Source organism: Pseudomonas gebzensis, assembly GCF_034427815.1.
GTDB lineage: Bacteria > Pseudomonadota > Gammaproteobacteria > Pseudomonadales > Pseudomonadaceae > Aquipseudomonas.
In genome coordinates, this window is the sequence record NZ_JAXQNS010000005.1 from 314,937 (window position 1) to 337,618 (window position 22,682).

The window sequence follows — 22,682 nt, forward strand, 5'->3', positions numbered from 1 at the left end:
TGGCAGAGGCGCCCCGCAGGCGGGGCGCGGTGGATCAGTTGGGCAGTTTGTAAGCGATGATGTAGTCGCCCATGTGGGTGCCCAGCGAGCCATGACCGCCGGCGGTGACCAGCACGTACTGCTGGCCGTCCTTGCCGGTGTAGGTCATCGGTGTGGCCTGGCCACCCGCTGGCAGGCGACCTTTCCACAGCTCCTTGCCGTTGTTCACGTCATAGGCGCGCAGGTACTGGTCGAGTGTGCCGCTGAGGAAACCGACGCCACCGGCGGTGACCATCGAGCCGCCCATGCTGGGCACACCGACCGGCAGGCCGATCGGCACCGGGGTGCTGTCCCGGGTGGTGCCGTTCTTGTGCTTCCACACCACTTTGTGGGTGAACAGATCGATAGCGGCCACATAGCCCCAGGCCGGTGCCTGGCACGGCAGGCCGAGCGGCGAGAGGAACGGGTGCATGGTCACGGCATACGGCGCGCCGGCGTTGGGTTGCACGCCGCTGGTTTCGCTCTCGCGCTTGCTGCCAGCATCGACCTGCTCGCGCGGAATCATCTTCGACACGAAGGCCATGTAGTTCGGCGAGGTGAACAGCAGCTGGCGCACCGGATCGATCGACACACCGCCCCAGTTGAACACACCGACGTTACCAGGGTAGATCAGCGAGCCCTGCTCGGACGGCGGGGTGTACTGGCCTTCGTAGCGCAGGTTGCGGAACTGGATGCGGCACATCAACTGGTCGAACGGGGTGGCACCCCACATGGCCTCTTCGGTCAGTTCCGGGCCCAGCAGGTTGAGGTCCGAGCGGGCCTGGGTCGGCGCGGTGTGGTCACCTTTGACCGCGCCTTGTGGCACCGGAATCTCGCGAATCGGCACGATCGGGGTGCCGTCGCGGCGATCCAGTACGTACAGGCTGCCCTGTTTGCTTGGCACGATCACCGCAGGCTTGACGCCGTCATCGGTCTTCAGGTGCGTCAGGGTCGGCTGGCTGCCCAGGTCCATGTCCCACAGGTCGTGGTGGGTGAACTGGTAGTTCCAGCGCACCTTGCCGGTGGCCAGGTCCAGCGCGACGATGCCGGCGCTGTATTTTTCGGCACCTGGCGTGCGGTCGGCACCCCATTGGTCAGGCGTCTGGTTGCCCAGCGGCAGGTAGACCATGCCCAGCGATTCGTCGACGCTGGCCAACGACCACATGTTGGCCGAATTGCGGCTGTACATCTGGCCGTCAGCCAGGGGCTTGGTGTCTTCGGGGCGGTTGCTGTCCCAGTTCCACACCAGGCGCCCGTCGTGCACGTCATAGGCGCGGATCACGCCCGACGGCTCGTTGGTCGACTCGTTATCGGTGACGTGGCCGCCGATGATCACCAGGTCGCGGGTCACGGCCACTGGCGAGGTGGAATAGTAGCCGCCGGCGCTGAACGGGCCGATGCCGCGGGTGAGGTCGATCGCGCCCTGGTTGGCGAAACCTTCGCAGACCTTGCCGGTGTCGGCGTTGATGGCGATCAGGCGTGCGTCGGCAGTGGGCAGGTACAGGCGACGTGGGCAGGCCTGGGCCACCACTTTGCCGGCGTCGGAGATTTTCGGTGCAGGGCTGCCGTCACGGCTGACGTACTGGTTCTCGTCATAGTACGACACGCCGCGGCAGGTCATGTGGGCAAAGCCCTTGAACGATTTCGTCGGGCTGGTGATCTGCGGGTCGAAGCGCCAGATTTCGGCACCGGTGTCCGGGTTCAACGCCAGCACCTTGCTGTGTGCGGTGCAGGCATAGAGCATGCCGTTGGCCTTGAGTGGGGTGTTTTCGTTGGTCAGCTCGACCGGATCGTCACCGCTGGGCAGGTCGCCGGTCTGAATGCGCCAAGCCTCTTCCAGGCCGTGCACGTTCTGCGCAGTGATCTGGCGCAGCGGCGAGTAGCGGTCGCCATATTCGGTGCGGCCATAGGCCTGCCAGTCGCCCTCGGGCATGGCCGGCGCGGCGCTGGCCATCTCACTGCTGTCGCGGCCCAGTTCGCCGCGGATCTCACCCGGGTGGGTGAACTGGCTGCCCACGGCGCAGGCACCGGAGGCGATGACGGCGATGCTCAGCAGCGCGGTATTGGCACCCGCTTGCGAACCGATCAGCGGGCGGCGTGCCCAGGGCAGCAACAGCACCACGCCGAGGGCGAACCACAGCGACAGGCGCGGCACCAGCTGCCACCAGTCCAGGCCGACCTCCAGCAGCGCCCAGACGGTGCTGCCCAGCAACATCAGGCCGTACAGACCAAGGCCCAGGCGCCGGCGCGCCAGCAGCAGGATGCCCGACAGCACCAGGGCGGCCCCGGCGATCAGGTAGTACCACGAGCCGTGGGCCGAGATCAGTTGCAGACCCCCGACCACCAGGCCCAGGCCCATCAGCAACAGCAGCACGCCCATCAGCCGAGGCAGCCAGGGCGAGGCGTGTTTGGCACTGTCAGTGCTCATTGCAGGTTCTCCGTCATGTCAAAGTGAAAAATGTTCAAAAGCTGCTCTGCAGTTTCAGGCCAGCCACCAGCGCGTCGTCGACCTGGCTGACCCCGCCCGGATGGCGAATGTACTGCAGGTTGGGGCGCACGGTGAGCCAATTGGCCAGGTGAATGCCGTAATAGAGCTCAGCGCTGTACTCGGTGTCTTGCACCGGCACAAAGCCTGGGTTCTGGTAGTCGTCGATGCCGCTCGCCTGGTTGGCCAGGCGGGCGTTCTTGCGGTAGGCAGGGTTGACGTGCACGCCCGCGACGGCGAAGCCGACATCGTCCTTGGGGCGCGCATCGAGGGGGCCTCGGTACACCAGGCCGGCTTGCAGATAATGGTCAATGGCGTTGGTCTTCTTGTCGTGCAGCGTGGCATTGGCGAACAGCGTCAAGCCGCGAGAATGATCGCTGGCCTGCGCGCTCACTTGCTGCTGCACGCCCAACCACAGGCCATGCTTGCTGGCACTGCTGCGGTAGGCGGCGCCACTGAGTGCGGCGGGCTGTCCGTGCTCATCCTTGAGCACATCCTTGGCGCTGGCACTGCTGTAGTAGTAGCCGGCGCGGTATTCCCCCTTAAGCCCATTGACCATCGGGCTCCACACCAGTTCGATGGGCATCACCGCGCCTTGCGTGCCGCTGCCACTGAGCTTGAAGCCGTTGCCGGTTTCCAGGTTCGACGGGTTCTGCTCGAACACCCCGACCTGCGCGTACAGCGTGTCGTTGAGGTGATAGCGCGCGCGCAGCGCCCACTGGCTCACCGGCCAGTTGTACCAGATGCCACCCACCCAGTTGCCCACCTGCGAGCCGCAGAACGCCAGGTTCTGGAAGTCGCAGGGAAAGCTGTTGAAGTCTTCGCCTTCACCGAAGCGGCCGAACTTCATGTCCAGGGCGCCGTCGAGGTATTGCTGACGAATCCACAGCTGGGTCAGACGCCAGGTCTGGCCACGGCCCCAGACCTCCTGCGCCGAGGTGAAGCCACCGACCCGGGGGTCATTGATGCGGTCGTTGCTGATGTTCTGGCCGCTGCGCTCGGTGACGGTGAACTGCACGTCGGTGGCGTGCCAGCCGAGGATCTTTTCCAAGTCCAGGTGGCTGCCAATGGTGAACTGGTCGCTGTAGCGCGCCGTGCGATCGTGGTCGTAGCCGCCCTGCAGGTTGCTGCCCATCTCGCCGGTGTAGCCGAAGGTGAAGTCATAGCCCTGCGCTTGCAACGCGCTGCGCGTGCCGTTCCAGTCGCCGAGCATCCAGGGGGAGTCGCTGCTGAACGCCGACTGCCCGTTGGCGGCCGGCGCAAGCCCGGCCAGCAGGGCGGCAAGGGCAATGGGTACAGCAAGAGGGCGAGGCACGGGGCTCGAAAGGTAGCGCTGTCTTGTCATGGTCAGAACGAATGCCAAAAGCACCGAGGGTGGCGGCCACCGTCGATGGGAAACAGGGAGTGTGGGGGCTGAAGCGGTTCAGCGAGGCGGCGAGGATATAGAGGAACGTGCGGAAAAAAAAGACAAAATGTCGCAGGGGTTTGTTGCCCGGTTTGTAACAGTGCTGACGCGAGGGCCGGCTAGGCGGGCCGGCGCCAGGGCGTTTGGGTAAGCGTCCGGAGCGGCGGCCCGCTGCTCCAGACGGCTTGGCCCCTGCCTGGCTGGCGTCAGGCTCGGCAGCGCCTCATGGGCAAGGTTCCTGGCTCAGAACGTGGTGCGCAAGCCCACCTGCACGCTACGGCCCGGTGCCGGGGCGATGTCGCGCAGGATGGAGCTGGCGTAACGCACGGTTTCGTTGCTCAGGTTCTCGCCGCGCACGAAGGCCAGCCACTGGCTGTCACCGATGTCGAAGCGATAACCCATGCTGGCGCCGAGCGTGGTGTAGCCGGCGGTGTGGGTTTCATTGCTGGGCGTACGGCGCTGGGCGGCGGCGTGCTGCACATCGACCCGCGCTTGCCAGCGGTCCAGCTCCCACAGCAGGCCGCTGCTCAAGCGCAGCGGGGCGATGCGTGGCAACGGCTGGCCGTTGTCGAGGTTCTTGGCGCGGGTGTAGTCGCCGGCCAGCTCCAGGGCAAAGCGGCCATAGCGGTTCTCCAGCAACTGCCAGCGGTCCTGTGCTTCGAGGCCGTAGAAGCGTGCGCGCACGCCCTGGTAAAGGTACTCCGGGATACCGCCGTGATCATGATCGTGGTCGTGGTCGTGGTCATCCTCATCGCCATGGTCGTGGCCTTCGCGCAGGTTGCCGCTGCCGATCAGACCGATGTAGTTGCGAAAGTGGCTGTAGAACACGCCAACGCTGCCCTTGTGCGTGCCGTTGTCAAAGCGCAGGGCCAGATCGGCTGAGGCGGCCTTTTCTTTGTTCAGCCCGGCGTCGCCCACTTCATAGGCACCGGTGGCGACGTGGGCGCCGTCGGCGTACAGCTCGTAGAACGTGGGCGCGCGTTCGGTATAGCCAAGGTTGGCCGCCAGCGCCCAGACAGGATCAAGCTGGTACAGCGCACCTGAGGACAGGCTCAGGGCATTGAACTGGCGGGTGTTGCCGACGTTGGCGAAGGTTTCGTTGCCCTTCGCATCGGGCTCGACGCGGGTGTGATCCAGGCGTGCGCCGACGCTCAGGTCCAGGCGCTCGGTGGCCTGCCACTGTTCGAGCATGAACAGCGCCAGGGTGTCGGTATCGGTGTGCGGCACGAAGGCTTCTTCACCCAGGGCCGAGAACTGATTGCGACTGACCTGCGCACCGATCACTCCTTCGACCGGCCCCAATGGCTGGTGCCGCGCCTCGACGCGGGCGTCGAAGCCCTTGTTCTTGAAGGTGGTGTGCACCTCGTCGCTTTCGATCTCGCGGTGCTGGTAGTCGGTGTAGCCGGCGTCGAACTTCACCGAGGTGAAGGGGCCGTCCAAGTCGCGCAGTTGCGAAGCGAAAGCGTAGTGGTCCTGTTGCATGTCCAGGCGCACGCCGGGTTCGGCCACCGAGCCGTAGTTGCTGTCGTAACGGCTGTAGGACAGGCCGCTGTAGCCGTGTTCCCACTGGTACGAGCCGCCGATGGCGCCGCCATCCTGACGGCCGTCGCTGTTCTCCAGGCGGCCATGGCTGCCCGGTTCATCGGCCTCGCGCACCTTGCTGCTGCGGGCGTAGCCGGGAATGCGCAGGTCGTTGAACTGGCGGCTGTTGGCGTCCAGGTGCAGGGCAAAGGTGCCGTCGCCGGCCTCGAGCTTGCCGGCGCTGCTGCGGGTGGTGTCGGCGCCGCCGTAACGCAGCTCACCGCCGCCGTGCAGGCCATCGATGGGCGCGTCCGGGATACGGTTGTCGAAGGTGTTGACCACCCCGCCAATGGCGTTGCCGCCGTAGAGCAGGGCGGCCGGCCCGCGGACGATCTCGATGCGCTCGACGCTGCTGGGGTCGAGCGGCACGGCGTGGTCGTAGGACAGCGATGAGGCATCCAGCGCACCGACGCCGTTGCGCAGGATGCGGATGCGGTCACCGTCCAGGCCACGAATCACCGGGCGGCTGGCGCCGGGCCCGAACCAGGTGGAGGCAACCCCGGGTTGGCCGTTGAGGGTTTCGCCCAGGCTGGCGTGCTGGTGCTGCAGCAGGTCATCGCCGTCGAGCACCGTGGTGGGTGCGGCGAGTTGCGCATTGCCCAGCGGGTTGGCAGTGATGACCTGGGTCGGCAGTTCCACGGCGTGACTTGAAAGCGAGGCCAGGCACAGGGCGGCAGCCAGGGGGGAGAGGGTAGAGGGAGAGCGGCGCATGAGCGGTGACGTTCCTTGGCAAAGAGCGGTATCGTTATAATATAACGTTGCCATTGCAGCATGGGCGTGTGTCATCTGGCCAGCAGTTTTTTGTCGGTTGCAGGTGCTGTACTCAATCTTCATGGCAAGGGGTGATCACGCCTTGAGGTGTCATTCCCCCTCGCCTCACGCGAGCGGTGTAAAGTGCGCCCTTTCCCATCGGAGCCGCCCATGAGCATGCCTGAGCACAACGTCCTGCACGGTAAGACACTCGAACAGATCCTCACCGAACTGGTGGCCCACTACCAATGGTCCGGCTTGGCCGAGCGTGTGGACGTGCGTTGTTTCAAGAGCGACCCGAGCATCAAGTCGAGCCTGACGTTTCTGCGCAAAACGCCGTGGGCGCGCACCAAGGTCGAGCAGCTGTACGTCGCCTTGCAGCGCGGCCGTTGATGCGGCCTCACCCCTTTTTGTCATGGGCCGCAGCGCTGGGCTGGGCCGGCCTTGCCGTGCAGGTCTGGCTGGTACTGCTGGCCCGCTGGCAGGCCGACGCCAGCCTGATGGGCGGGCTGGTCAGCGTGTTCACCTATTTCACGGTGTTGACCAACACCCTGGTGGCCACCGTGTTCAGCTATGCCGCCTGGGGGCAAGCGGGTGCGGTACGGCGCTGGTTTCTCTCACCGGCGGTAACGACCGCTGTGGGTGTGAGTATCGTGATGGTGGCAATGGTCTACACCTTGCTGCTGCGCAACCTGTGGCAGCCGGAAGGTTGGCAGTGGCTGGCAGACGTGCTGCTGCACAACGTGATGCCGCTGTTGTTCGTGGTGTATTGGTGGCGCGCGGTGCCCAAGGGCCGCTTGCGGGTGTGGCACCTGGTGCCATGGAGCCTGTACCCGGCCGGGTACTTCGCCTATGCGCTGTGGCGCGGCTTCGAGATCGGTCTGTACCCGTATCCGTTCATCGATGTGGCCAAGCTCGGTTATGCACAGGTCATGCTCAATGCCTTGGCCGTCCTGGCCGGTTTCTGGGTCACCGGCCTGGTCTTCATCGCTGTGGACCGCTGGCAGGGTGCACGCGCCGCGGCGGGGCGCTGAGCGTCTCAGTCGTCTGGGGTGTCATCAGCGCGCCAGTAGGCGACTGCTTTGAGGGCCTGCTCGTCAACGCCTTTTTCCAGCAGCAGGCCTTTGATTTCGCGGCTCAAGCGCTTTTCCAAGGCTACCCAGCTGTACAAGGTGCCAGCCGGCACGCTCAGCCTGCGGACCCGCTCGACCAGGTCGTCTGCATGACGCAACACCCACGTCACCTCAACGTCGGCCTGGCTCGCCAAGGGCTGGCGTTCCTGCGCGTCTTCCACCTGGATGAGCACCACGGCCCGGCGCCCGGCGGGTAGCTCGTGCAAGCGCCGGGCGATGGCCGGAATGGCGGTTTCGTCGCCAATCAACAGGTAGCTGTCGAACACATCGGTGACCACCAGCGACGCCCGCGGGCCGGCGATGTGCAGGGTTTGCCCGACCGCCGCCTGGGCCGCCCACGTGGATGCAGGGCCGTCGCCGTGTAGCACGAAGTCGATGTCCAGCTGCAAGGCATCCAGGTCGATGCGCCGCGGCGTGTATTCGCGCATCACCGGGCGGGCGCTGCCCTCACGGCTCATTTCGCCCGCCTCCAGCGCGGCCTGCTGCTGGGCATCGGCAGCGAACAGCAGCTTGACGTGGTCATCGCTGCCCAGGCTGGTGAAGCCTTCCAGCGCCGGGCCGCCGAGGGTGATGCGGCGCATGCGCGGGGTCAGGTCGCTGACCCGCAGCACCTGCAGGGCGCGTTGGCGCAGGGTATGGTTGACGCGGTAGACGGTGTCGTTCATGGGGCTTTTCCCTCAGCAAGGGGCGTGGGGCCAGCGGCGATGGCCTTGGCGGTATCGTTCAGCAGGCGGCTGACGCGCTCGATTTCCTCGGCGCTCCACTGGCCGCTGTGCAGGTGCAGGGCGTGGCGCAGATTGCCGACCGCCTGATGAATGGGTTCCGGGCGCTCATGGCCGACGAGGGCGCGCTTGCTGACCTCGATGCGCATGCGCACACCGTCCAGCGCCGCCGCCTGTTCCAGCAGGCTGTGCCGGCCAAGCGCGGTGATGGCGTAGAGGCGCTTGCTGCCCTGGCTTTGGCCCTGGATCAGCTCGGCTTCTTCAAGAAAATTCAGGGTGGGGTAGATCACCCCAGGGCTGGGGCTGTACTGGGCGTCGAACAGGCTTTCGATCTGGCGGATCAGGTCGTAGCCATGGCCGGGGTGCTCGGCGAGCATCGACAACAGCAGCAGTTTCAGGTCACCCGGTGCGAACACCCGGGGGCCACGGCCGCCCCGGCGCTCGAACGGATCTTGAGCAAGAGGATTGCGCATCGAAGGATGTCCAGGCTTCGGATAACGCTTGAGAGCTTACTCAAGATATATCTTAAGACCAATCTTAAATGCGCCTCGTTCTCATCGACTAAATCGATGGATTGTCTGGCAGCCCTGCTACGGCCGGCTGCTGGTCAGCCTTGCCGACCGTCCCCGGGGCCTTGCATTCGGTAGCGCTGCCCGGTTCCAGGTACGGCATTAGAATCGGTGCCATGCCCTTGAGCACCTGCACCGGCAGTGCCGAAGTGAAGGTGAAGGTTTCTGCCGAACGGCCCGGGACGAAGGCCGTCAAGGTACCGAAGTGATGCTCGCCGAGGAAGAACACGAAGGTGGCGGTGCGGTTCAGCGAGCGTGAGCCGATCAGCCGCCCACCGGCGCCGAAGCTTTCGATGCGGTTGTCGCCGGTTCCGGTCTTGCCGCCCATCACCAGTGGAGTGCCGTCACGCAGGACGAAGCTGCCGGCGATGCGCCGCGCGGTACCGGCGTCGACCACTTGCGACATCGCGCCTTTGAGCGCCCGCGCCACCTCGACCGGCAAGATGCGCTGGCCGCGGTCCGGGTCGCTGACCAGTTTCACTTCGTAGGGCGTGTCGGCCGCCAGGTGCAGGGTGTCGATGCGCAAGGTGGGCAAGCGCACGCCATCGTTCTGAATGATGCCTACCAGCTCGGACAGCGCCGCTGGGCGATCACCCGAGCTGCCGATGGCGGTGGCCAGCGACGGCACCAGGTGATCGAACGGGTAGCCCACGCGTTTCCAGCGTTGGTGGATGTCGAGGAACGCCTCGATCTCGACCATGGTACGGATGCGGCTGTCGCGCGCGCCCTGGTGGCGGCTCTTGAACAGCCAGCTGTACACCTCCTGGCGCTCGAAGCGACTGGCGTTGATCGCCTCGCGCTGGCTGGCGCCAGGGTTTTTCAGCAAGTAGCCGAGCAACCACAGGTCCAGCGGGTGGACCTTGGCGATATAGCCCTGGTCGGGCAGGTCGTACTTGCCCGGACCGTAGGCGGCGTACATCTCCACCAGGCGGCTGTCACTCAGCTTGGCCAGCACGGCTTTGTTGTCCTGGCTGTGGGCACGCACGAAAGCGTTGAAGGTTTCCTGGCGCGCTTCGGGGAACAGGTAGCGGTGCACTGCGGCGAGCCGTTGCGGCGTGGTGCGCAGGCTGTCGAGGAAGGTGTCCAGGCGCTGCTGAGAGGTCTTGCGCTGGTACTTTTTCCAGAAGCGCATCAGGTAGTTGGTGCCCTCGCGGTCGGCGAAACGTGCCAGGTATTCCTGGCGGCGGGGGTCGGCATCGTCTTTGAGCAGCGGCTCGCGGTTGTAGGGCTGCTGGTAGGTGACGTAGCGCACCACGTCACGCATCAGACGAATGAACGGCAGGTTGATCGATTCGCGCAGGGCGTCTTTGAGGCTTGGATTGCGGCCGTTGTCTTCGCGGCGGAAGTTGTTGAACACGTGCATGCCGCCACCGGTGAAGAACGACTCGCCGGTGCTGGCCGAATAGTTGCGTTCCAGCGCAGCGTCGAGCATGGCGTCGAGGTTGGGGTCCTTGCTGTTCTGCATCAGCCAGTTCAGGGACCAGCGGCTGATGGCGTCGAGGTCGGCCACCTCGACCTTGCGCAGCTCGGCTACCGGCTTGCCGGCGTAGCGCTCGTGCAGCTCGGCGATGATCTCGAGGTAGGTGGTCAGTACCCGCAGCTTGGCGGTGGAGCCCAGTTCCAGCTTGCTGCCCTCGTTGATGTCGAAGGGCTGGTTGGTGCTGTCGGTCTGTACCCGCACCCGCGAGCCGTCGGCGGTGCGCTCGAAGAGGGTGAAGCTGTAGCTCACCTGGTCGGTGGTCTTGGCGGTCAGCAGGCGCTGGCCGATCAGGCCGATCTGCCCGGCGAAGACGGGGTCGGCGAGGTTCTTCAGGTACTGGCTGGCCTGCAACTGCAAGCCAGCCTGCAGGGTGCTGGTGGCTGACAGGTCAAGGCGGTCGAGGTCGTACAAGGGGCGGGCGAACATCGCCGCCAGGCGGTTGCGCGCCAGGCTGATGCCCTTGTTGGTGACGATCGGCACGATGGTCGGCTGGGCTACCCAGTCGCGGTACACCGCCTTGCTGGCCAGTGCGGCGTCCGCCAATGGCTGCTCGATGATGCCGTTGGCGGCCAGTACGCGCAGGTGCGAATCGGTCAGCTCGGCCAGCTCGATGCGGCCCTTGGACAGGTAATGGGAAGGCCGGCGCTGGGCAATGATCAGCGACAGCACCTCGCGCAGCGCCAGGCCGCGCTCTGCCAGGCTTTTCTGATCGAGGGCGGTGCTGGTCAGCGCGGCGTTGATCTGGTCGAAATCAGCGCCATACCAGACCCGTAGACCCTCGGCCATGCCATGCACCTCGCCGTGCCCGGGTACTGCCGAGAGCGGCACGCTGTTGAGGTAGTCACGCACGATGCGTTGGCGCGCCAGGGTGGTGTCCGGGCCACCTTGGTAGGCGCGCACGCTGGCCGAGAACATCTGCCGCAGCTTTTCGGCGCCTGACACTGTCAGGCCATCGGGCGAGTGGCGGTACTTTTCCAGCTGCGTCGCCAACGTGCTCCCGCCGGCGGACTGGCCGGGCAGGGCGAGGTATTTGGCGACCTGGCTGTACGCCGCCTTGGCAAAGCGGGGCCAGTCGACGGCCGGGTTGTTCTGCACGGTTTGCGGATTGAGCAGGTCACGGTTTTCGATGAACAGCAGGCTGTTGACCATCACCGGCGGGATGTCGGCGAAGGTTGGGTAGAGGTGCTGGGGGTAGGTGTACTGGTACAGCGTGTCGCCACGGCAATCGGTGATCGACAGGCCGGCCTGGCTCTTTTCCTCGAAGGGCACGAACAGGCCATGGCCGACGTAATCCACCAGCGCTGGGGAAAAGCGGGTCTGTTCGCTGATCACATAATCACGCTTGAGCAGGCGTGGCAGAAATTCGCCAATGCTGCTGTAACCCAGGCGTTTGTCGAACGGGCCCTCGCCCGGGTACACCACGGCGTCACTGGCGCCGGGCTGCAGCGAGTAGGTGAGGGTGCTGGCCAGGCGGCTGAAGGTGCGCGATTGCAGCTTGGAGGTCTGCGTTTCGTCATACACGGCGATGCCCAAGGCGATCAGGCCCAGCAGCACGATGAGGACCAGCAGGCGCCACCATGGTCTGCGCCGCCGGCGGGTTTCAGGCTGAGGGGCGGGGGCGTGTTCGGTATCGCGTGCTTCCATTCGAGGAGGTTCCGTGTGCCGCGGGGCGCCCATAGTTCAAAATCCGACCGAGTAGTTTTCACCTGCTCGCTGAAGTCTAGACGTTGGGCGCAAGATGTGAAAATTTTGTCAACGATAGCGCAGACTTGCTTGTGACACCCGTTACCCCGCTCAGGTTGCGCGCATTTTCCGGCACATTACGCTGACGCCGGTCGCACCTGCCGGGCATGCCCCAGTTGCCGGCTCCAATCCAGCCACAAGGCCAGCAGCGCCATTGCCGCCACGCCGGCCAGGGCCGTGGCTATCTGCACCGGCCAGCGGTCGCCGCCCAGGGCGTTGAGCATGTCAGCCAGGGGCGCCAGCAGTACGCCCAGGCAGAACACTTCCAGCGAGAATCGCCCCATGCGGCAGCTTTGCCGGGCCAGCCAGCCGTTGAGCCAGGCGCCTGCGCGGACCAGTCGGGCGGTGCAATAGGCCAACGCCAGGAACTGCAGCAAGCGCGCGGGGGCCAGGCCGGTCTTGTCGATCGGGTACAGCCACTGGGCAAGGGCCGCTGGCATCACCGCGTCGTGCAGTGCGGGCCAGCGCCAGAGCAAGGTGATCGCCGCGCACCCCAGCACCAGCGCCGCCGAGAGCACGAACAGCGGTTGTCGCCAGGGGCTGGCGGGCGCAGCTGTCACGGCTTGAGCCCGGCCCGCGTGCAACGCTACCGCACCGCCGAGGACGAACAGCAATTGCCAGGCCAGCGGGTTGAAGTACCAGAAATGCCCCTGCTGCGCGGGCAGGTTCCAGTGGAACACCTGCACCAGGCCATACAGCGCAAGGGACACGCCGACCGTCAGCGCGGTACGCCGCATCAGCAGCGGCAGAATGGCCGGCAACCCGGCCAGCAGCAGGATGTACAGCGGCAGCGGGTCCATCAGGTTGGGCTTGAAGCGCAGCAGCAGCTCATCAACCAGCGCCTGCTGGGGGTGGTCGATGAAATAGGTCAGGCCCATGGCATCGACCATGTCGCGGGTCTGTACTTGGTCGTTGGCCACGAACACCATGCCCATCAGCACCACCAGCAAGAAGATGTGCGCCACGTAGAGCACCCAGGCGCGGCGCAGCATGCGCAGGCAGGCCACCAGCCAGCCATCGCGCCGGGCGATCTTGCCGTAAGCCATGACGGCGGCGAAGCCTGCCAGGAACACGAAGATCTCTGCGGCATCGCTGAAGCCGATGTTGCGGATCGTCAGGTTGGCCAGGGGGTTGTCAGGGACGTGGTCCCAGAAGATGAACACCAGTGCCAGGCCCCGGAAGAAGTCGATGCGCAGATCGCGTTGGGTGTTCATGGGCACGGCCTGGTAGGGAGGGCATGAGCAGAGGATCATCGGCGAGCGGTGGCGGTTCCGCACAAGGCGTGCGGCCTGATCGGTGGTGAAATGCAGCGCAGGGGTTGTCGAGAGTGATTCTTAAGTAATATGTTATACAGTATCAATAACCTAAACAGGCGAGTCCCATGAAACCCGGTATCCATCCTTCCTATCGCCCCGTGCTGTTCCATGACACGGCGGCAGACACCTATTTCCTCATTGGTTCGACCGTCGACACCGACCGTACCCAGCAGCACACCGATGGCCAGACCTACCCCTATGTGGCATTGGATGTCTCCAGTGCCTCGCACCCGGTCTACACCGGTCAGCAGCGCAAGACCACGGTCGAGGGCCGAGTGGCTGGCTTCAACAAACGCTTTGCCGGCTTCTCCAGCCCGCGCAGCGTGTGAGGTTGTCGACCCTGCCAAGGGAGGGTTGCCTGAGGTGGGTGGGCGTGGGAAGCTCGCCCGCCCATTTCCAGGCAGGTTATCAATGTCGAGCGTTATCCGTGTTGCCGCCGCACTGCTGATCGATCCGCACCAGCGCACCCTGCTGGTGCGCAAACGCGGCACCGCCGCCTTCATGCAGCCCGGCGGCAAGATCGACGCCGGTGAGACCGCGCAACAGGCGTTGGCCCGCGAGCTGTTCGAGGAGCTGGGCTTGCGCATCGATCCGGCCCAGGCCGTGCCCTTGGGCCGCTTCAGCGCGCCGGCTGCGAACGAGCCCGGCCATGAGGTGCAGGCTGAGTTGTTCGAGGTGCTCACCGCCGAGAGCGTGACCCCGGCGGCTGAAATCGAAGAAATCCGCTGGGTGAGCGCCGACGACACCGCGGACGTGGCCCTGGCGCCGCTGACCGGCGAACAGATCCTGCCGCTGTACCGCGCGCGCCTCAACGCGCCGCGCTGACGCCCTCGAGGGTGGCGAACGAGGTGTCCTTGGCGGTCAGCAGAAAATCGCGCATGTACGGCGCATCGAGCATGTCGGTGCGCACCGCCGCATAGAGCGTGGCGAACAGGCCTTTCTCGCCCAGCCGCTTGCCTTTCACGTAGCCACGGGCGCTGTACTCGTGCAGCGCCCAGTGCGGCATGCCGCACACGCCACGGCCGCTGGCCACCAGCTGCATCATCATCACCGTCAGTTCCGAGGTGCGCACGGCCGCCGGCTCGATGTCGGCCGGCTCCAGGAAGCGGGTGAAGATGTCCAGCCGATCGCGTTCGACCGGGTAGGTGATCAGGGTCTGGTCGATCAGGTCCTGGGGCACGATGTACGGTTTGCTGGCCAGCGCATGTTGATTGGCCACGGCCAGCATCGCTTCATAGGTGAACAGCGGCACGTAGGTGATGCCGGCCAGGTCCAGCGGGTCGGAGGTGACCACCAGATCCAGGTCGCCACGGGCCAGTGCCGGTAGCGGTGCGAAGGCAAAGCCCGAGGCCAGGTCCAGCTCCACTTCCGGCCAGCAATCGCGGAACTGATCGATGGTCGGCATCAGCCATTGGAAACAACTGTGGCATTCGATGGCCATGTGCAGCCGCCCAGCGGTGCCGCCGGCCAGGCGCGCGATGTCCCGCTCGGCGCCGCGCAGCAGCGGTAGGGTGGCATCGGCCAGTTGCAGCAGGCGCAACCCGGCGCTGGTGAAGCGCAGCGGTTTGCTCTTGCGCACGAACAGCGGCAGGCCCAGGCGCTCTTCAAGCTCCTTGAACTGATGCGAAAGTGCGGATTGGGTCAGGTGCAGACGTTCCGCAGCCTCGACCAGGCTATCGGCCTCGCGCAGGGCCTGAAGGGTTTTCAGGTGACGAATTTCCAGCACACGCAGCTCCGGGGTAAACGCCATCGGCATCTTGAGGGGGGATGAGTTTCGCTCATGTTGCAACCGGTGTCGACAGGCGCTGGGCCGACCGTTCAGCCGGCTTCATCAAACTGTCATCCAAGTGTGGCAGCGCGCTGTCGCCGCTTTGCGCAGACTCGCGCGCTTCTGGGAATCGGGAAGCAGGTGCTGGGCTGATGCGTGTGTTCATGGTGATGGTGTGGTGGTGGTTGGCAGTGCCTTGTGGGGTGGCGGCGTCGCGTTGTGATGTGCAGGCGCCGTTGCAGCGCGTCGAACTGAACGATGTGAGCCTGGCGTACCAGAGCGTGGGCGCCGCGCATGACCCGGCCTTGTTGCTGGTCATGGGCCTGGGCGGGCAGTTGATCGACTGGCCCGACGAGGTGGTTGAAGCGCTCTGTCTACAAGGCTTTCGGGTCATCCGCTACGACAATCGCGACGCCGGCCTGAGCCGTTGGCGCCAGCCGCCTGCCTCGCCCAGCCTCACCTTGGGCTTGTTGCGCTTCAAGCTGGGCATGACGGTGAACGCGCCCTACAGCCTGACCGACATGGCCGACGATGGCCTGGGCTTGATGGATCGACTGGGCATCGAGCGGTTTCACGTACTGGGGGTCAGCATGGGCGGCATGATCGCCCAGCACCTGGCGGCGCGAGCCCCGCAGCGGGTGCGCAGCCTGACCTTGGTGATGAGCAGTTCCGGCGCCCCGGGCCTGCCTGCGCCGAGTGCGGCGCTGGTGCAGCTGTTTGCCCGGCCGCGCGCCACGGGCCGCGAAGACGCCTTGCAGCAACAGGTCGATCTGCTGGCCGCCCTGGGCAGCCCGCAGGTGAGTGACGACCGCGCCGAGCTGCTACGCCAGGCCGCTACCGCCTACGACCGCGCCTATCAGCCTGAGGGCGGGCGGCGGCAGATCATGGCGATTCTGGCCGAACCCAGTCGGGTGCCGTTGCTCGATCAGTTACGCGTACCGGCGCTGGTGGTGCACGGCACCGCCGATCCGCTGCTGCCGGTGATGCATGGCGTGCACCTGGCCGCGCACCTTCGTGGTAGCCAACTGCGCTTGATCCCAGGCCTGGCTCACCGTTTCCAGGCACCGTTCAAAGAGGCATTGCTGGGCGCCATCCTGCCTTACTTGCGAGCGCAGCAGGAAACGGCGCGCTTGGCGGGGCTGTAGGTGATTCGGTGAACGGCCTCAGCCCAGCCCGTATTTTTTCACCTTGTCGAACAGCGTGGTCTTGGCCATGCCCAACTCTTGGCTGGCCTGGCTGAGGTTGCCGCCGGTGCGCAGCAACGCTTCGCTGAGCAGGTTGCGCTCGAAGGCTTCGACGGCCTCTGCAAAACCCAGCCCCTGGCTGGCGCCGGCGGCGCTCTTCTTGAAGGCCGGCAGGCCGAGGGCGAAGCGTTCGGCCACGTTGCGCAGTTCGCGCACGTTGCCCAGCCACTCATGGGCCATGATCTGAGACAGGGTCTGGCTGTCGATTTGCGGCAGTTCGCGGTCAAAGCGCAACGCGGCCTGTTCCAGGAAGTGCTCGAACAATTGCAGGATGTCTTCGCGCCGCTCGCGCAGCGGCGGCAATTCCAGAGTGATCACGTTCAGGCGGTAGTACAGGTCGCTGCGGAATTCGCCGCGCTGGCCGAGAGCCTGCAGGTCGGACTTGGTCGCCGCGATGACCCGGCAGTCCACCGGGATGCTCTGGTTCGAGCCGAGCCGCTCCAGGGTCCGCTCCTGCAACACGCGCAGCAGCTTGATCTGCAGGTTGATCGGCATGCTCTCCACTTCATCGAGGAACAACGTACCGCCGTTGGCATGCTCGATCTTGCCGATGCGCCGCTTGCCCGCGCCGGTGAAGGCATTGGCCTCGTGGCCGAAGATCTCGCTTTCGAAGAGGTTTTCCGGCAGCCCGCCACAGTTGATGGCCACGAATGGCTGGCTGTGGCGACGGCTGAACTCGTGCAGACACCGCGCAACCAGTTCCTTGCCGCTGCCGGTTTCACCTTCGATCAGCACGTTGGCTGACGTGTCGCCGACATTGCTGATCAACTCACGCAAGTGGTGCATCGCCGGCGAGCGCCCGATGATCCGCGCTTGCAGTGAGCCGTGCCCGGCCAGTTGCTTGCGCAGTGCGCTGACCTCGCGCGACAGGCCGCGCTGTTCCAGCGCGCGGCGTACCACGTCCACCAAGCGCTCGGGGGAAAAGGGTTTTTCCATGAAGTCGTAGGCGCCGTTGCGCATCGCGCCGACCGCCATGTCGATATCGCCATGCCCGGTGATCAGCACCACGGGCAGGCTGCGGTCGCGAGCCTTGAGCCTGGACAGCAGCTCCAGGCCATCGATACCTGGCAGGCGAATATCGCTGACCACGATGCCGGCGAAGTCGTCACCGATGCGCTCGAGCGCCAGCTCGGCGCTGCCCACGCCTTCGCAGGCAATGTCCTCGAGGGCCAGGGCCTGCTGGCAGCCGAGCAGCACATGGGGGTCGTCTTCGACGATCAGGACGGTGAGGGGGGCTTGGGTCATGGTAGCGGGGCCGTGTCAGTAGGAGGTGTGACCAGTGGCAGCAACAGCACGAAGGCACTGCCGCCAGCGACCGGGTGCTCGACGTTGAGGCTGCCCTTGGCGGCCGCCGCGAGGCTGGCCGAGAGGGTCAGGCCCAGGCCGAGGCCCTGCTCGCCGGGTTTGGTGGTGAAGAAGGGCTCGAACAGGTGCTTGCGCGTTTCGTCGTCGATGCCATGGCCGTTGTCACGCACTTGCAGGCGGTACTTGTCGCCCAGCAGTTCGCCCTCCAGCCACAACGTAGGGCGTTCCTGATCGCGGGTGGCGTCCAGGGCATTGCTGATCAGGTTGGCGAGGATCTGTTCGAGCCGGGTCTGGTCGATGGCCAGGCGCTGTTCATCGAAGTCGCGGTGCACGCGCAGACCACTGCTGGCCAGGCGCGCGGCGAGCAGCTGCTGACAGGCGTCGACGGCCTTGCACAGCGAGGCCTGGCCGCCGTCGTCGCCGCGCCGGGCAAAGGAACGCAGACTGGCGGTGATGCGGCCCATGCGGTCGATCAGTTCGTTCATGGTGCGCAAGTTGGTCGAGGCGACATCGATCGCGCCTCGTTCGAGAAACCGCACGGTGTTGCCCGACAGCGTGCGCAGCGCGGCCAACGGCTGGTTCAGCTCATGGGCGATGCTGGTGGACATCTGGCCGATGGCCGCCAGCTTGCCGGCCTGAACCAGCTCGTCCTGGGCCTGGCGCAAGGTTTGTTCGGCGTGCCGGCGCTCGCGGATCTGGCCCTTGAGGCGTTCATTGCTGGCGCGCAGGTCGACCGTGCGTTCGGTGATGCGCCGTTCCAGCTGGCTGTTGGCTTCTTCCAGGGCTTCACGGGCAGCCAGGCGCGTGGCGAGCACCTTGCGCCGTTCGTTCCAGGCGATGCCAAGGATCGTCAACAGGGCAAAGGCGAAGGCGACCAGAGCGCCCTGTACCATCGACTCCCGGCGCAAGTCCTGCAGCGGGGTGAGCAGGGTGAAGTTCCACGGTGTGTCGGCCAGGCGACGGGTCTGCGACAGGTAGGTCACGTCCTTCTGCTCGGTCGGCTCGGTTTCGCTGTTGACCGCAAAGGTGAGCTTCTCTACCCCATCGCCCAACGGCTCGCGCGCCAGCGGCTGCAGCTCATTGAGTGGCCACCAGTAATACTGCAGGCTGCGGGCCAGCCGCTCCTTGACCTGCGGCGTCAGCGGCTGCAGCGACTTGAGCCGGCGCTCGGGATCGCTGGAGAGAATGATGATGCCATTCTCGTCACTGACGAAGGCCTCCAGGCGCGCGCGCTGCCAGCGCTCTTCCAGGGTGTCCAGACGCACCTTGATCACGGCCACGCCGATGATCTTGCCGTGCTCTTCCAGGCCGTGGGACAAGTAGTAGCCCGCTTCGCCGGTGGTGCTGCCGATGCCGTAGAAACGCCCGGGTTTGCCGCGCACCGCATCCTGAAAATAGGGGCGGAACGACAGGTCTTCGCCCAGGAAGGAATCGGCATCGCGCCAGTTGCTGGTGGCTTGTACACGGCCGCTGGTGTCGAGAATGTAGATCGCCCGGCTACGGCTGCGCCGCTTCATGCCTTCGAGGTATTCGTTGACGAACTGCCGGTCGGCGCCGTCCGGCTGCAGCAGCAATTTCGACACCGAGCCTTCCAGTTCCAGCAGGCTGGGCAGGTAGGTGTACTTGCTGATCTCGCTTTCGACAGTACGCGCATGCAGCTCCAACTGACGCTCGCCGTTTTCGCTGAGGGTACGGATACCGTTGTTTTCGCTGATCAGATAGGCGACCACGCCAAAGCCGAGCATCAGCAGGATGATCAGGGGTGGAATGAGCAGTTGGCGGAGCAGGCGGGATTTCACGGCAGGCTTGGTGAGGCGAAGAAGCGCGGGGTTGCATTTCATCACAGTGGCCTTGTCATCGCCAGCCTGCGCCACCGAAGCGGCGCAGGCCGACGACACTCAGTGCTGCAGGATCTTGCTGAGGAAGTGCTGGGTGCGTTCGTGACGGGCAGTCGGGTCGCCGAAGAAGGCGTCTTTCTGGCAGTCCTCGATGATGTGGCCCTTGTCCATGAAGATCACGCGGTTGGCCACTTTGCGGGCGAAGCCCATCTCGTGAGTCACGCACATCATGGTCATGCCCTCGTGGGCGAGTTCGACCATGACATCGAGCACTTCGTTGACCATCTCCGGGTCCAGCGCCGAAGTGGGTTCGTCGAACAGCATGACGATCGGGTCCATCGACAGGGCACGGGCGATCGCCACGCGCTGCTGCTGACCGCCGGACAACTGCCCCGGGTGCTTCTTGGCATGTGCGCTGAGGCCCACGCGGTCGAGCAGCGCCAGGCCTTTCTTGGTGGCCTCGGCTTCGCTGCGGCCAAGCACCTTGCGTTGGGCGATGGTGAGGTTTTCGGTGATGGTCAGGTGCGGGAACAGCTCGAAGTGCTGGAACACCATGCCCACCCGCGAGCGCAGCTTGGGCAGGTTGGTCTTGGCGTCGGCGATCGAGGTGCCGTCGACCACGATGTCGCCTTTCTGGAACGGCTCCAGGGCGTTCACGCACTTGATCAGGGTCGACTTGCCCGAGCCCGAGGGGCCGCAGACCACCACCACTTCACCTTTCTTCACCTCGGTGTTGCAGTCGGTCAGTACCTGGAAGTCCCCGTACCACTTGTTGACGTTCTTGATGGAAATCATACGGCGATCCTTTTTTGCAGACGCTTGACCAGCCAGGAAGCGGAGAAGCTGATGATGAAGTACACGACACCGGCGAAGATCAGGAACTCGTGGGAGCGTCCGATGATGTCGCCGTTGGCGCGCGAAGCGTTGAGGAAGTCCACCAGGCCCACGGTGTACACCAGCGAGGTGTCCTGGAACAGGATGATGCTCTGTTGCAGCAGCAGCGGGGTCATCTTGCGAAACGCCTGGGGCAGGATGATCAGGCGCATGGTCTGGCCATAGGTCATGCCCAGTGCCTGAGCGGCGCCCATCTGGCCTTTGGAGATCGCCTGCACGCCAGCCCGGACGATTTCGCAGAAGTACGCCGCTTCGAACATCATGAAGGCCACGACGCACGAGGTGAACGCGCCGATGGGGGTATCTTCACCGGTGATCCAGCGCAGCACGAACGGCACCGCCAGGTAGAACCAGGTGATCACCAGCAGCAGCGGGATGGAGCGGAAGTAGTTGACGTAGGCGCCGGCCAACCGCGACAGCAGCTTGCTCGACGACAGGCGCATCAGTGCCAGCACCGTACCCAGTGCAATGCCGCCGATGATGCCCATCACCATCAGCTCCAGGGTCAGCAGCATGCCGCCCCACAGCGCGGGCAGGGCGGGAATGATTTCGCTGAAATCCAGTTCCATTTACTTGCCTCCTACGGAAATCAGACCCGGTACTGCCACTTTCTTCTCGACCACGCGCATGAGCAGCATCAGGCCCATGTTCAGGGTGAAGTAGATCAGCGTCGCCAGGGTGAAGGCTTCGAAGAGGTTGGCGGAGAACTCGGCGGTTTGTTTGGTCTGCGCGAGCAGTTCCATCAGGCCGATCAGCGAAGCCACCGAGGAGTTCTTGAAGACGTTGAGGAACTCGGAGGTAAGCGGCGGAATGATGATCCGGTAGGCCTGCGGCAGCAGCACGTTAGTGTAGATCTGCGACAGGCTGAACCCCATGGCGCGCGCGGCCGATTCCTGACCCCGCGGCAACGCCTGGATGCCGGTACGCACCTGTTCGCAGACGCGCGCGGCGGTAAACAGGCCCAGGCAGATGATCACGCTGATCAGTGCGGAGGTGGTCGGGTTGAGGTCTTGCTTGAACCACTCCTGCAGCCCTTCAGGTAGCAGGTCCGGCACCAGGAAGTACCAGATGAACAGTTGCACCAGCAGCGGCACGTTACGGAACAGCTCTACGTAGGCAGTGGCGATTCCCGATACCAGGCGATTCGGCACGGTGCGCATGACGCCGAGCACCGAACCCAGAAGCAGGGCAATGATCCAGGCGGAAATGGCGATGGCGATGGTCCAGCCCAGACCTGTGATGTACCAGTCAAGGTAGGTTTCGCTACCGACGCCGGTGGACTTGAAGAAAACGCCCCAGTCCCAGTTGTAATTCATCGGGATTTCCCTTCAGACGGTTGTTTCACGGGCACCTTTGAACATCCGGGGGCGCGGGCGCCCTCGGATGAAAGGTTAGACACTAACGGAAGGCCTGCCGGGTTATTTGGCGTGTGTAACGCACTGCAGGCCTGGAGTGGGGGTCAGGATTGCTTGTCGTCAGCCGCTTTGTCGGTGGGCTCGGCGATCAGCTTTTTCAGCTCGTCGCTCATCTTGAACTGCAGGTTCAGACCTTTCGGTGGGATGGGCTGCTGGAACCACTTGTCGTAGCTCTTGTTGACATCGCCCGATTTGAAGTAGGCCACGATCGCTTCATCCACGGCTTTCTTGAACTGGACGTCTTCCTTGCGGACCATGCAGCCATAGATTTCGTAGGATTGCGGAGTGCCGGTGATCACCCAGTCCGCCGGTTTGCGGGCCTTGGCCATTTCGCCCGCCAGCAGGGCGTCGTCCATCATGAACGCAACGGCGCGACCGCTTTCGAGCATGTTGAAGGCTTCGCCGTGGTCTTTGGCCGAGATGACGTTCATCTTCATCTGCTTGTCGGCGTTCATGGCCTTTAGCAGGCGCTCGGAGGTGGTGCCGGCGGTGGTCACCACGTTCTTGCCAGCCAGGTCCGGGAAGTCCTTGTAGGCCGGTAGACCGTCCTTGACCTTGGTCAGCAGGCGCGTGCCCACTTCGAAGATGCCGACGGTAAAGCCCACTTGCTGTTGGCGCTCGACGTTGTTGGTCGTAGAGCCACATTCCAGGTCAACGGTGCCGTTTTGCACCAAAGGGATGCGGGTCTGGGAGGTCACCAGGTTGTACTTGACCTTGATGTCGGTGCCCAGCTGCTTTTGCAGGGCATCAACCACGGCGAGCTGGATGTCGTGGGAGTAGCCCACAGGCTCAGGCTTGCCGGCCAGGTAGGAAAAGGGGATGGACGAGTCACGGTGGCCCAGGGTGATGGTGCCGGAATCCTTGATCTTCTTCAGGGTACCGGTCAGCTCTTCAGCCATGACCGGAGAGGCGATTACCGCAGCGGCGATGGCTGCGCCCAGCAATTGACGAACGATTCGCATCAAATTTTCCTCGACATGTTTGTTTTTTTTATGGAGCCGTTGGCGGACTCTTTC

At 64.7% G+C, this 22,682-nt stretch carries 19 protein-coding genes; 5 read left to right on the plus strand and 14 right to left on the minus strand.

The annotated features are described in order from the left end of the window. Nucleotides 1–34: 34 nt before the first annotated feature. From SJI00_RS12265 to SJI00_RS12275, 3 genes are all read right to left on the minus strand, one after another. Nucleotides 35–2,446, minus strand: a complete 2,412-nt coding sequence (locus tag SJI00_RS12265) for a glucose/quinate/shikimate family membrane-bound PQQ-dependent dehydrogenase (RefSeq protein WP_322461975.1) — start codon at nucleotides 2,444–2,446, stop codon at nucleotides 35–37. Nucleotides 2,447–2,480: 34 nt separating this feature from the next. Beyond that, nucleotides 2,481–3,848 carry a carbohydrate porin gene (locus tag SJI00_RS12270; RefSeq protein ID WP_416221024.1) on the minus strand — a complete coding sequence of 456 codons (1,368 nt, stop codon included), beginning with the start codon at nucleotides 3,846–3,848 and terminating at the stop codon, nucleotides 2,481–2,483. Between the two features lie 303 nt (nucleotides 3,849–4,151). Further along, a complete protein-coding gene (locus SJI00_RS12275) occupies nucleotides 4,152–6,200 on the minus strand; it encodes a TonB-dependent receptor (protein WP_322461976.1) in 2,049 nt (682 codons plus the stop codon). A gap of 210 nt (nucleotides 6,201–6,410) precedes the next feature. Here SJI00_RS12275 and SJI00_RS12280 point away from each other — a divergent pair, with 210 nt between their 5' ends. Both SJI00_RS12280 and SJI00_RS12285 read left to right on the plus strand, forming a co-directional pair. Next, on the plus strand, nucleotides 6,411–6,632 hold the full coding sequence (locus tag SJI00_RS12280) for a VF530 family protein (protein ID WP_322461977.1): 222 nt from the start codon (nucleotides 6,411–6,413) through the stop codon (nucleotides 6,630–6,632). Further along, nucleotides 6,632–7,273, plus strand: a complete 642-nt coding sequence (locus SJI00_RS12285; protein ID WP_322461978.1) for a Pr6Pr family membrane protein — start codon at nucleotides 6,632–6,634, stop codon at nucleotides 7,271–7,273. The genes SJI00_RS12280 and SJI00_RS12285 overlap by 1 nt, the downstream gene beginning before the upstream one ends. A 5-nt stretch (nucleotides 7,274–7,278) precedes the next feature. On the opposite strand, the gene SJI00_RS12290 is transcribed toward SJI00_RS12285, so the two are convergent. From SJI00_RS12290 to SJI00_RS12305, 4 genes are all read right to left on the minus strand, one after another. Continuing rightward, nucleotides 7,279–8,037 (minus strand): siderophore-interacting protein, encoded by a 759-nt coding sequence (locus SJI00_RS12290; protein ID WP_322461979.1) that lies wholly within the window; start codon nucleotides 8,035–8,037, stop codon nucleotides 7,279–7,281. After that, on the minus strand, nucleotides 8,034–8,567 hold the full coding sequence (locus SJI00_RS12295; RefSeq protein ID WP_322461980.1) for a PadR family transcriptional regulator: 534 nt from the start codon (nucleotides 8,565–8,567) through the stop codon (nucleotides 8,034–8,036). The genes SJI00_RS12290 and SJI00_RS12295 overlap by 4 nt, the downstream gene beginning before the upstream one ends. Before the next feature lie 88 nt (nucleotides 8,568–8,655). Continuing rightward, the gene (locus tag SJI00_RS12300; protein ID WP_322461981.1) at nucleotides 8,656–11,820 is read right to left on the minus strand and encodes a transglycosylase domain-containing protein; all 3,165 of its coding nucleotides are present in this window, start codon (nucleotides 11,818–11,820) and stop codon (nucleotides 8,656–8,658) included. Between the two features lie 143 nt (nucleotides 11,821–11,963). Beyond that, nucleotides 11,964–13,100, minus strand: coding sequence for an OpgC family protein (locus SJI00_RS12305; protein ID WP_322461982.1), 1,137 nt, complete (start codon nucleotides 13,098–13,100; stop codon nucleotides 11,964–11,966). Nucleotides 13,101–13,267: 167 nt separating this feature from the next. Here SJI00_RS12305 and SJI00_RS12310 point away from each other — a divergent pair, with 167 nt between their 5' ends. Both SJI00_RS12310 and SJI00_RS12315 read left to right on the plus strand, forming a co-directional pair. Continuing rightward, on the plus strand, nucleotides 13,268–13,531 hold the full coding sequence (locus SJI00_RS12310; RefSeq protein WP_322461983.1) for a type B 50S ribosomal protein L31: 264 nt from the start codon (nucleotides 13,268–13,270) through the stop codon (nucleotides 13,529–13,531). Nucleotides 13,532–13,613: 82 nt separating this feature from the next. After that, complete coding sequence (locus tag SJI00_RS12315) at nucleotides 13,614–14,027, plus strand: NUDIX hydrolase (protein WP_322461984.1); 414 nt, start codon at nucleotides 13,614–13,616, stop codon at nucleotides 14,025–14,027. Here the strand turns inward: SJI00_RS12315 and metR are convergent. Beyond that, nucleotides 14,011–14,928: a transcriptional regulator MetR gene (gene metR, locus SJI00_RS12320; RefSeq protein WP_322462056.1), complete on the minus strand. Its 918-nt coding sequence runs from the start codon at nucleotides 14,926–14,928 to the stop codon at nucleotides 14,011–14,013. The two genes, SJI00_RS12315 and metR, sit on opposite strands and share 17 nt — an antisense overlap. Nucleotides 14,929–15,122: 194 nt before the next feature. Here metR and SJI00_RS12325 point away from each other — a divergent pair, with 194 nt between their 5' ends. Then, the gene (locus SJI00_RS12325) at nucleotides 15,123–16,115 is read left to right on the plus strand and encodes an alpha/beta fold hydrolase (RefSeq protein ID WP_322461985.1); all 993 of its coding nucleotides are present in this window, start codon (nucleotides 15,123–15,125) and stop codon (nucleotides 16,113–16,115) included. A gap of 18 nt (nucleotides 16,116–16,133) precedes the next feature. On the opposite strand, the gene aauR is transcribed toward SJI00_RS12325, so the two are convergent. The 6 genes from aauR to SJI00_RS12355 all read right to left on the minus strand — a co-directional run bounded on the left by aauR (nucleotide 16,134) and on the right by SJI00_RS12355 (nucleotide 22,628). Next, a complete protein-coding gene (aauR, locus tag SJI00_RS12330) occupies nucleotides 16,134–17,459 on the minus strand; it encodes a two-component response regulator AauR (RefSeq protein ID WP_322461986.1) in 1,326 nt (441 codons plus the stop codon). Further along, the gene (aauS, locus tag SJI00_RS12335; RefSeq protein WP_322461987.1) at nucleotides 17,456–19,360 is read right to left on the minus strand and encodes a two-component sensor histidine kinase AauS; all 1,905 of its coding nucleotides are present in this window, start codon (nucleotides 19,358–19,360) and stop codon (nucleotides 17,456–17,458) included. The genes aauR and aauS overlap by 4 nt, the downstream gene beginning before the upstream one ends. A 57-nt stretch (nucleotides 19,361–19,417) precedes the next feature. Then, the gene (locus SJI00_RS12340; RefSeq protein ID WP_322461988.1) at nucleotides 19,418–20,152 is read right to left on the minus strand and encodes an amino acid ABC transporter ATP-binding protein; all 735 of its coding nucleotides are present in this window, start codon (nucleotides 20,150–20,152) and stop codon (nucleotides 19,418–19,420) included. After that, nucleotides 20,149–20,820: an amino acid ABC transporter permease gene (locus SJI00_RS12345; RefSeq protein ID WP_322461989.1), complete on the minus strand. Its 672-nt coding sequence runs from the start codon at nucleotides 20,818–20,820 to the stop codon at nucleotides 20,149–20,151. The genes SJI00_RS12340 and SJI00_RS12345 overlap by 4 nt, the downstream gene beginning before the upstream one ends. Next, the gene (locus SJI00_RS12350) at nucleotides 20,821–21,567 is read right to left on the minus strand and encodes an amino acid ABC transporter permease (RefSeq protein ID WP_322461990.1); all 747 of its coding nucleotides are present in this window, start codon (nucleotides 21,565–21,567) and stop codon (nucleotides 20,821–20,823) included. 143 nt (nucleotides 21,568–21,710) lie between these two features. Beyond that, on the minus strand, nucleotides 21,711–22,628 hold the full coding sequence (locus SJI00_RS12355) for a glutamate/aspartate ABC transporter substrate-binding protein (protein ID WP_322461991.1): 918 nt from the start codon (nucleotides 22,626–22,628) through the stop codon (nucleotides 21,711–21,713). Nucleotides 22,629–22,682: the final 54 nt, after the last annotated feature.

Bases quoted from the DNA above. Each gene is read 5' to 3' on its own strand.
- SJI00_RS12265 (WP_322461975.1), bottom strand. From the start codon at position 2,446: ATGAGCACTGACAGTGCCAAACACGCCTCGCCCTGGCTGCCTCGGCTG.
- SJI00_RS12270 (WP_416221024.1), bottom strand. From the start codon at position 3,848: ATGACAAGACAGCGCTACCTTTCGAGCCCCGTGCCTCGCCCTCTTGCT.
- SJI00_RS12275 (WP_322461976.1), bottom strand. From the start codon at position 6,200: ATGCGCCGCTCTCCCTCTACCCTCTCCCCCCTGGCTGCCGCCCTGTGC.
- SJI00_RS12280 (WP_322461977.1), top strand. From the start codon at position 6,411: ATGAGCATGCCTGAGCACAACGTCCTGCACGGTAAGACACTCGAACAG.
- SJI00_RS12285 (WP_322461978.1), top strand. From the start codon at position 6,632: ATGCGGCCTCACCCCTTTTTGTCATGGGCCGCAGCGCTGGGCTGGGCC.
- SJI00_RS12290 (WP_322461979.1), bottom strand. From the start codon at position 8,037: ATGAACGACACCGTCTACCGCGTCAACCATACCCTGCGCCAACGCGCC.
- SJI00_RS12295 (WP_322461980.1), bottom strand. From the start codon at position 8,567: ATGCGCAATCCTCTTGCTCAAGATCCGTTCGAGCGCCGGGGCGGCCGT.
- SJI00_RS12300 (WP_322461981.1), bottom strand. From the start codon at position 11,820: ATGGGCGCCCCGCGGCACACGGAACCTCCTCGAATGGAAGCACGCGAT.
- SJI00_RS12305 (WP_322461982.1), bottom strand. From the start codon at position 13,100: ATGAACACCCAACGCGATCTGCGCATCGACTTCTTCCGGGGCCTGGCA.
- SJI00_RS12310 (WP_322461983.1), top strand. From the start codon at position 13,268: ATGAAACCCGGTATCCATCCTTCCTATCGCCCCGTGCTGTTCCATGAC.
- SJI00_RS12315 (WP_322461984.1), top strand. From the start codon at position 13,614: ATGTCGAGCGTTATCCGTGTTGCCGCCGCACTGCTGATCGATCCGCAC.
- SJI00_RS12325 (WP_322461985.1), top strand. From the start codon at position 15,123: ATGCGTGTGTTCATGGTGATGGTGTGGTGGTGGTTGGCAGTGCCTTGT.
- aauR (WP_322461986.1), bottom strand. From the start codon at position 17,459: ATGACCCAAGCCCCCCTCACCGTCCTGATCGTCGAAGACGACCCCCAT.
- aauS (WP_322461987.1), bottom strand. From the start codon at position 19,360: ATGAAATGCAACCCCGCGCTTCTTCGCCTCACCAAGCCTGCCGTGAAA.
- SJI00_RS12340 (WP_322461988.1), bottom strand. From the start codon at position 20,152: ATGATTTCCATCAAGAACGTCAACAAGTGGTACGGGGACTTCCAGGTA.
- SJI00_RS12345 (WP_322461989.1), bottom strand. From the start codon at position 20,820: ATGGAACTGGATTTCAGCGAAATCATTCCCGCCCTGCCCGCGCTGTGG.
- SJI00_RS12350 (WP_322461990.1), bottom strand. From the start codon at position 21,567: ATGAATTACAACTGGGACTGGGGCGTTTTCTTCAAGTCCACCGGCGTC.
- SJI00_RS12355 (WP_322461991.1), bottom strand. From the start codon at position 22,628: ATGCGAATCGTTCGTCAATTGCTGGGCGCAGCCATCGCCGCTGCGGTA.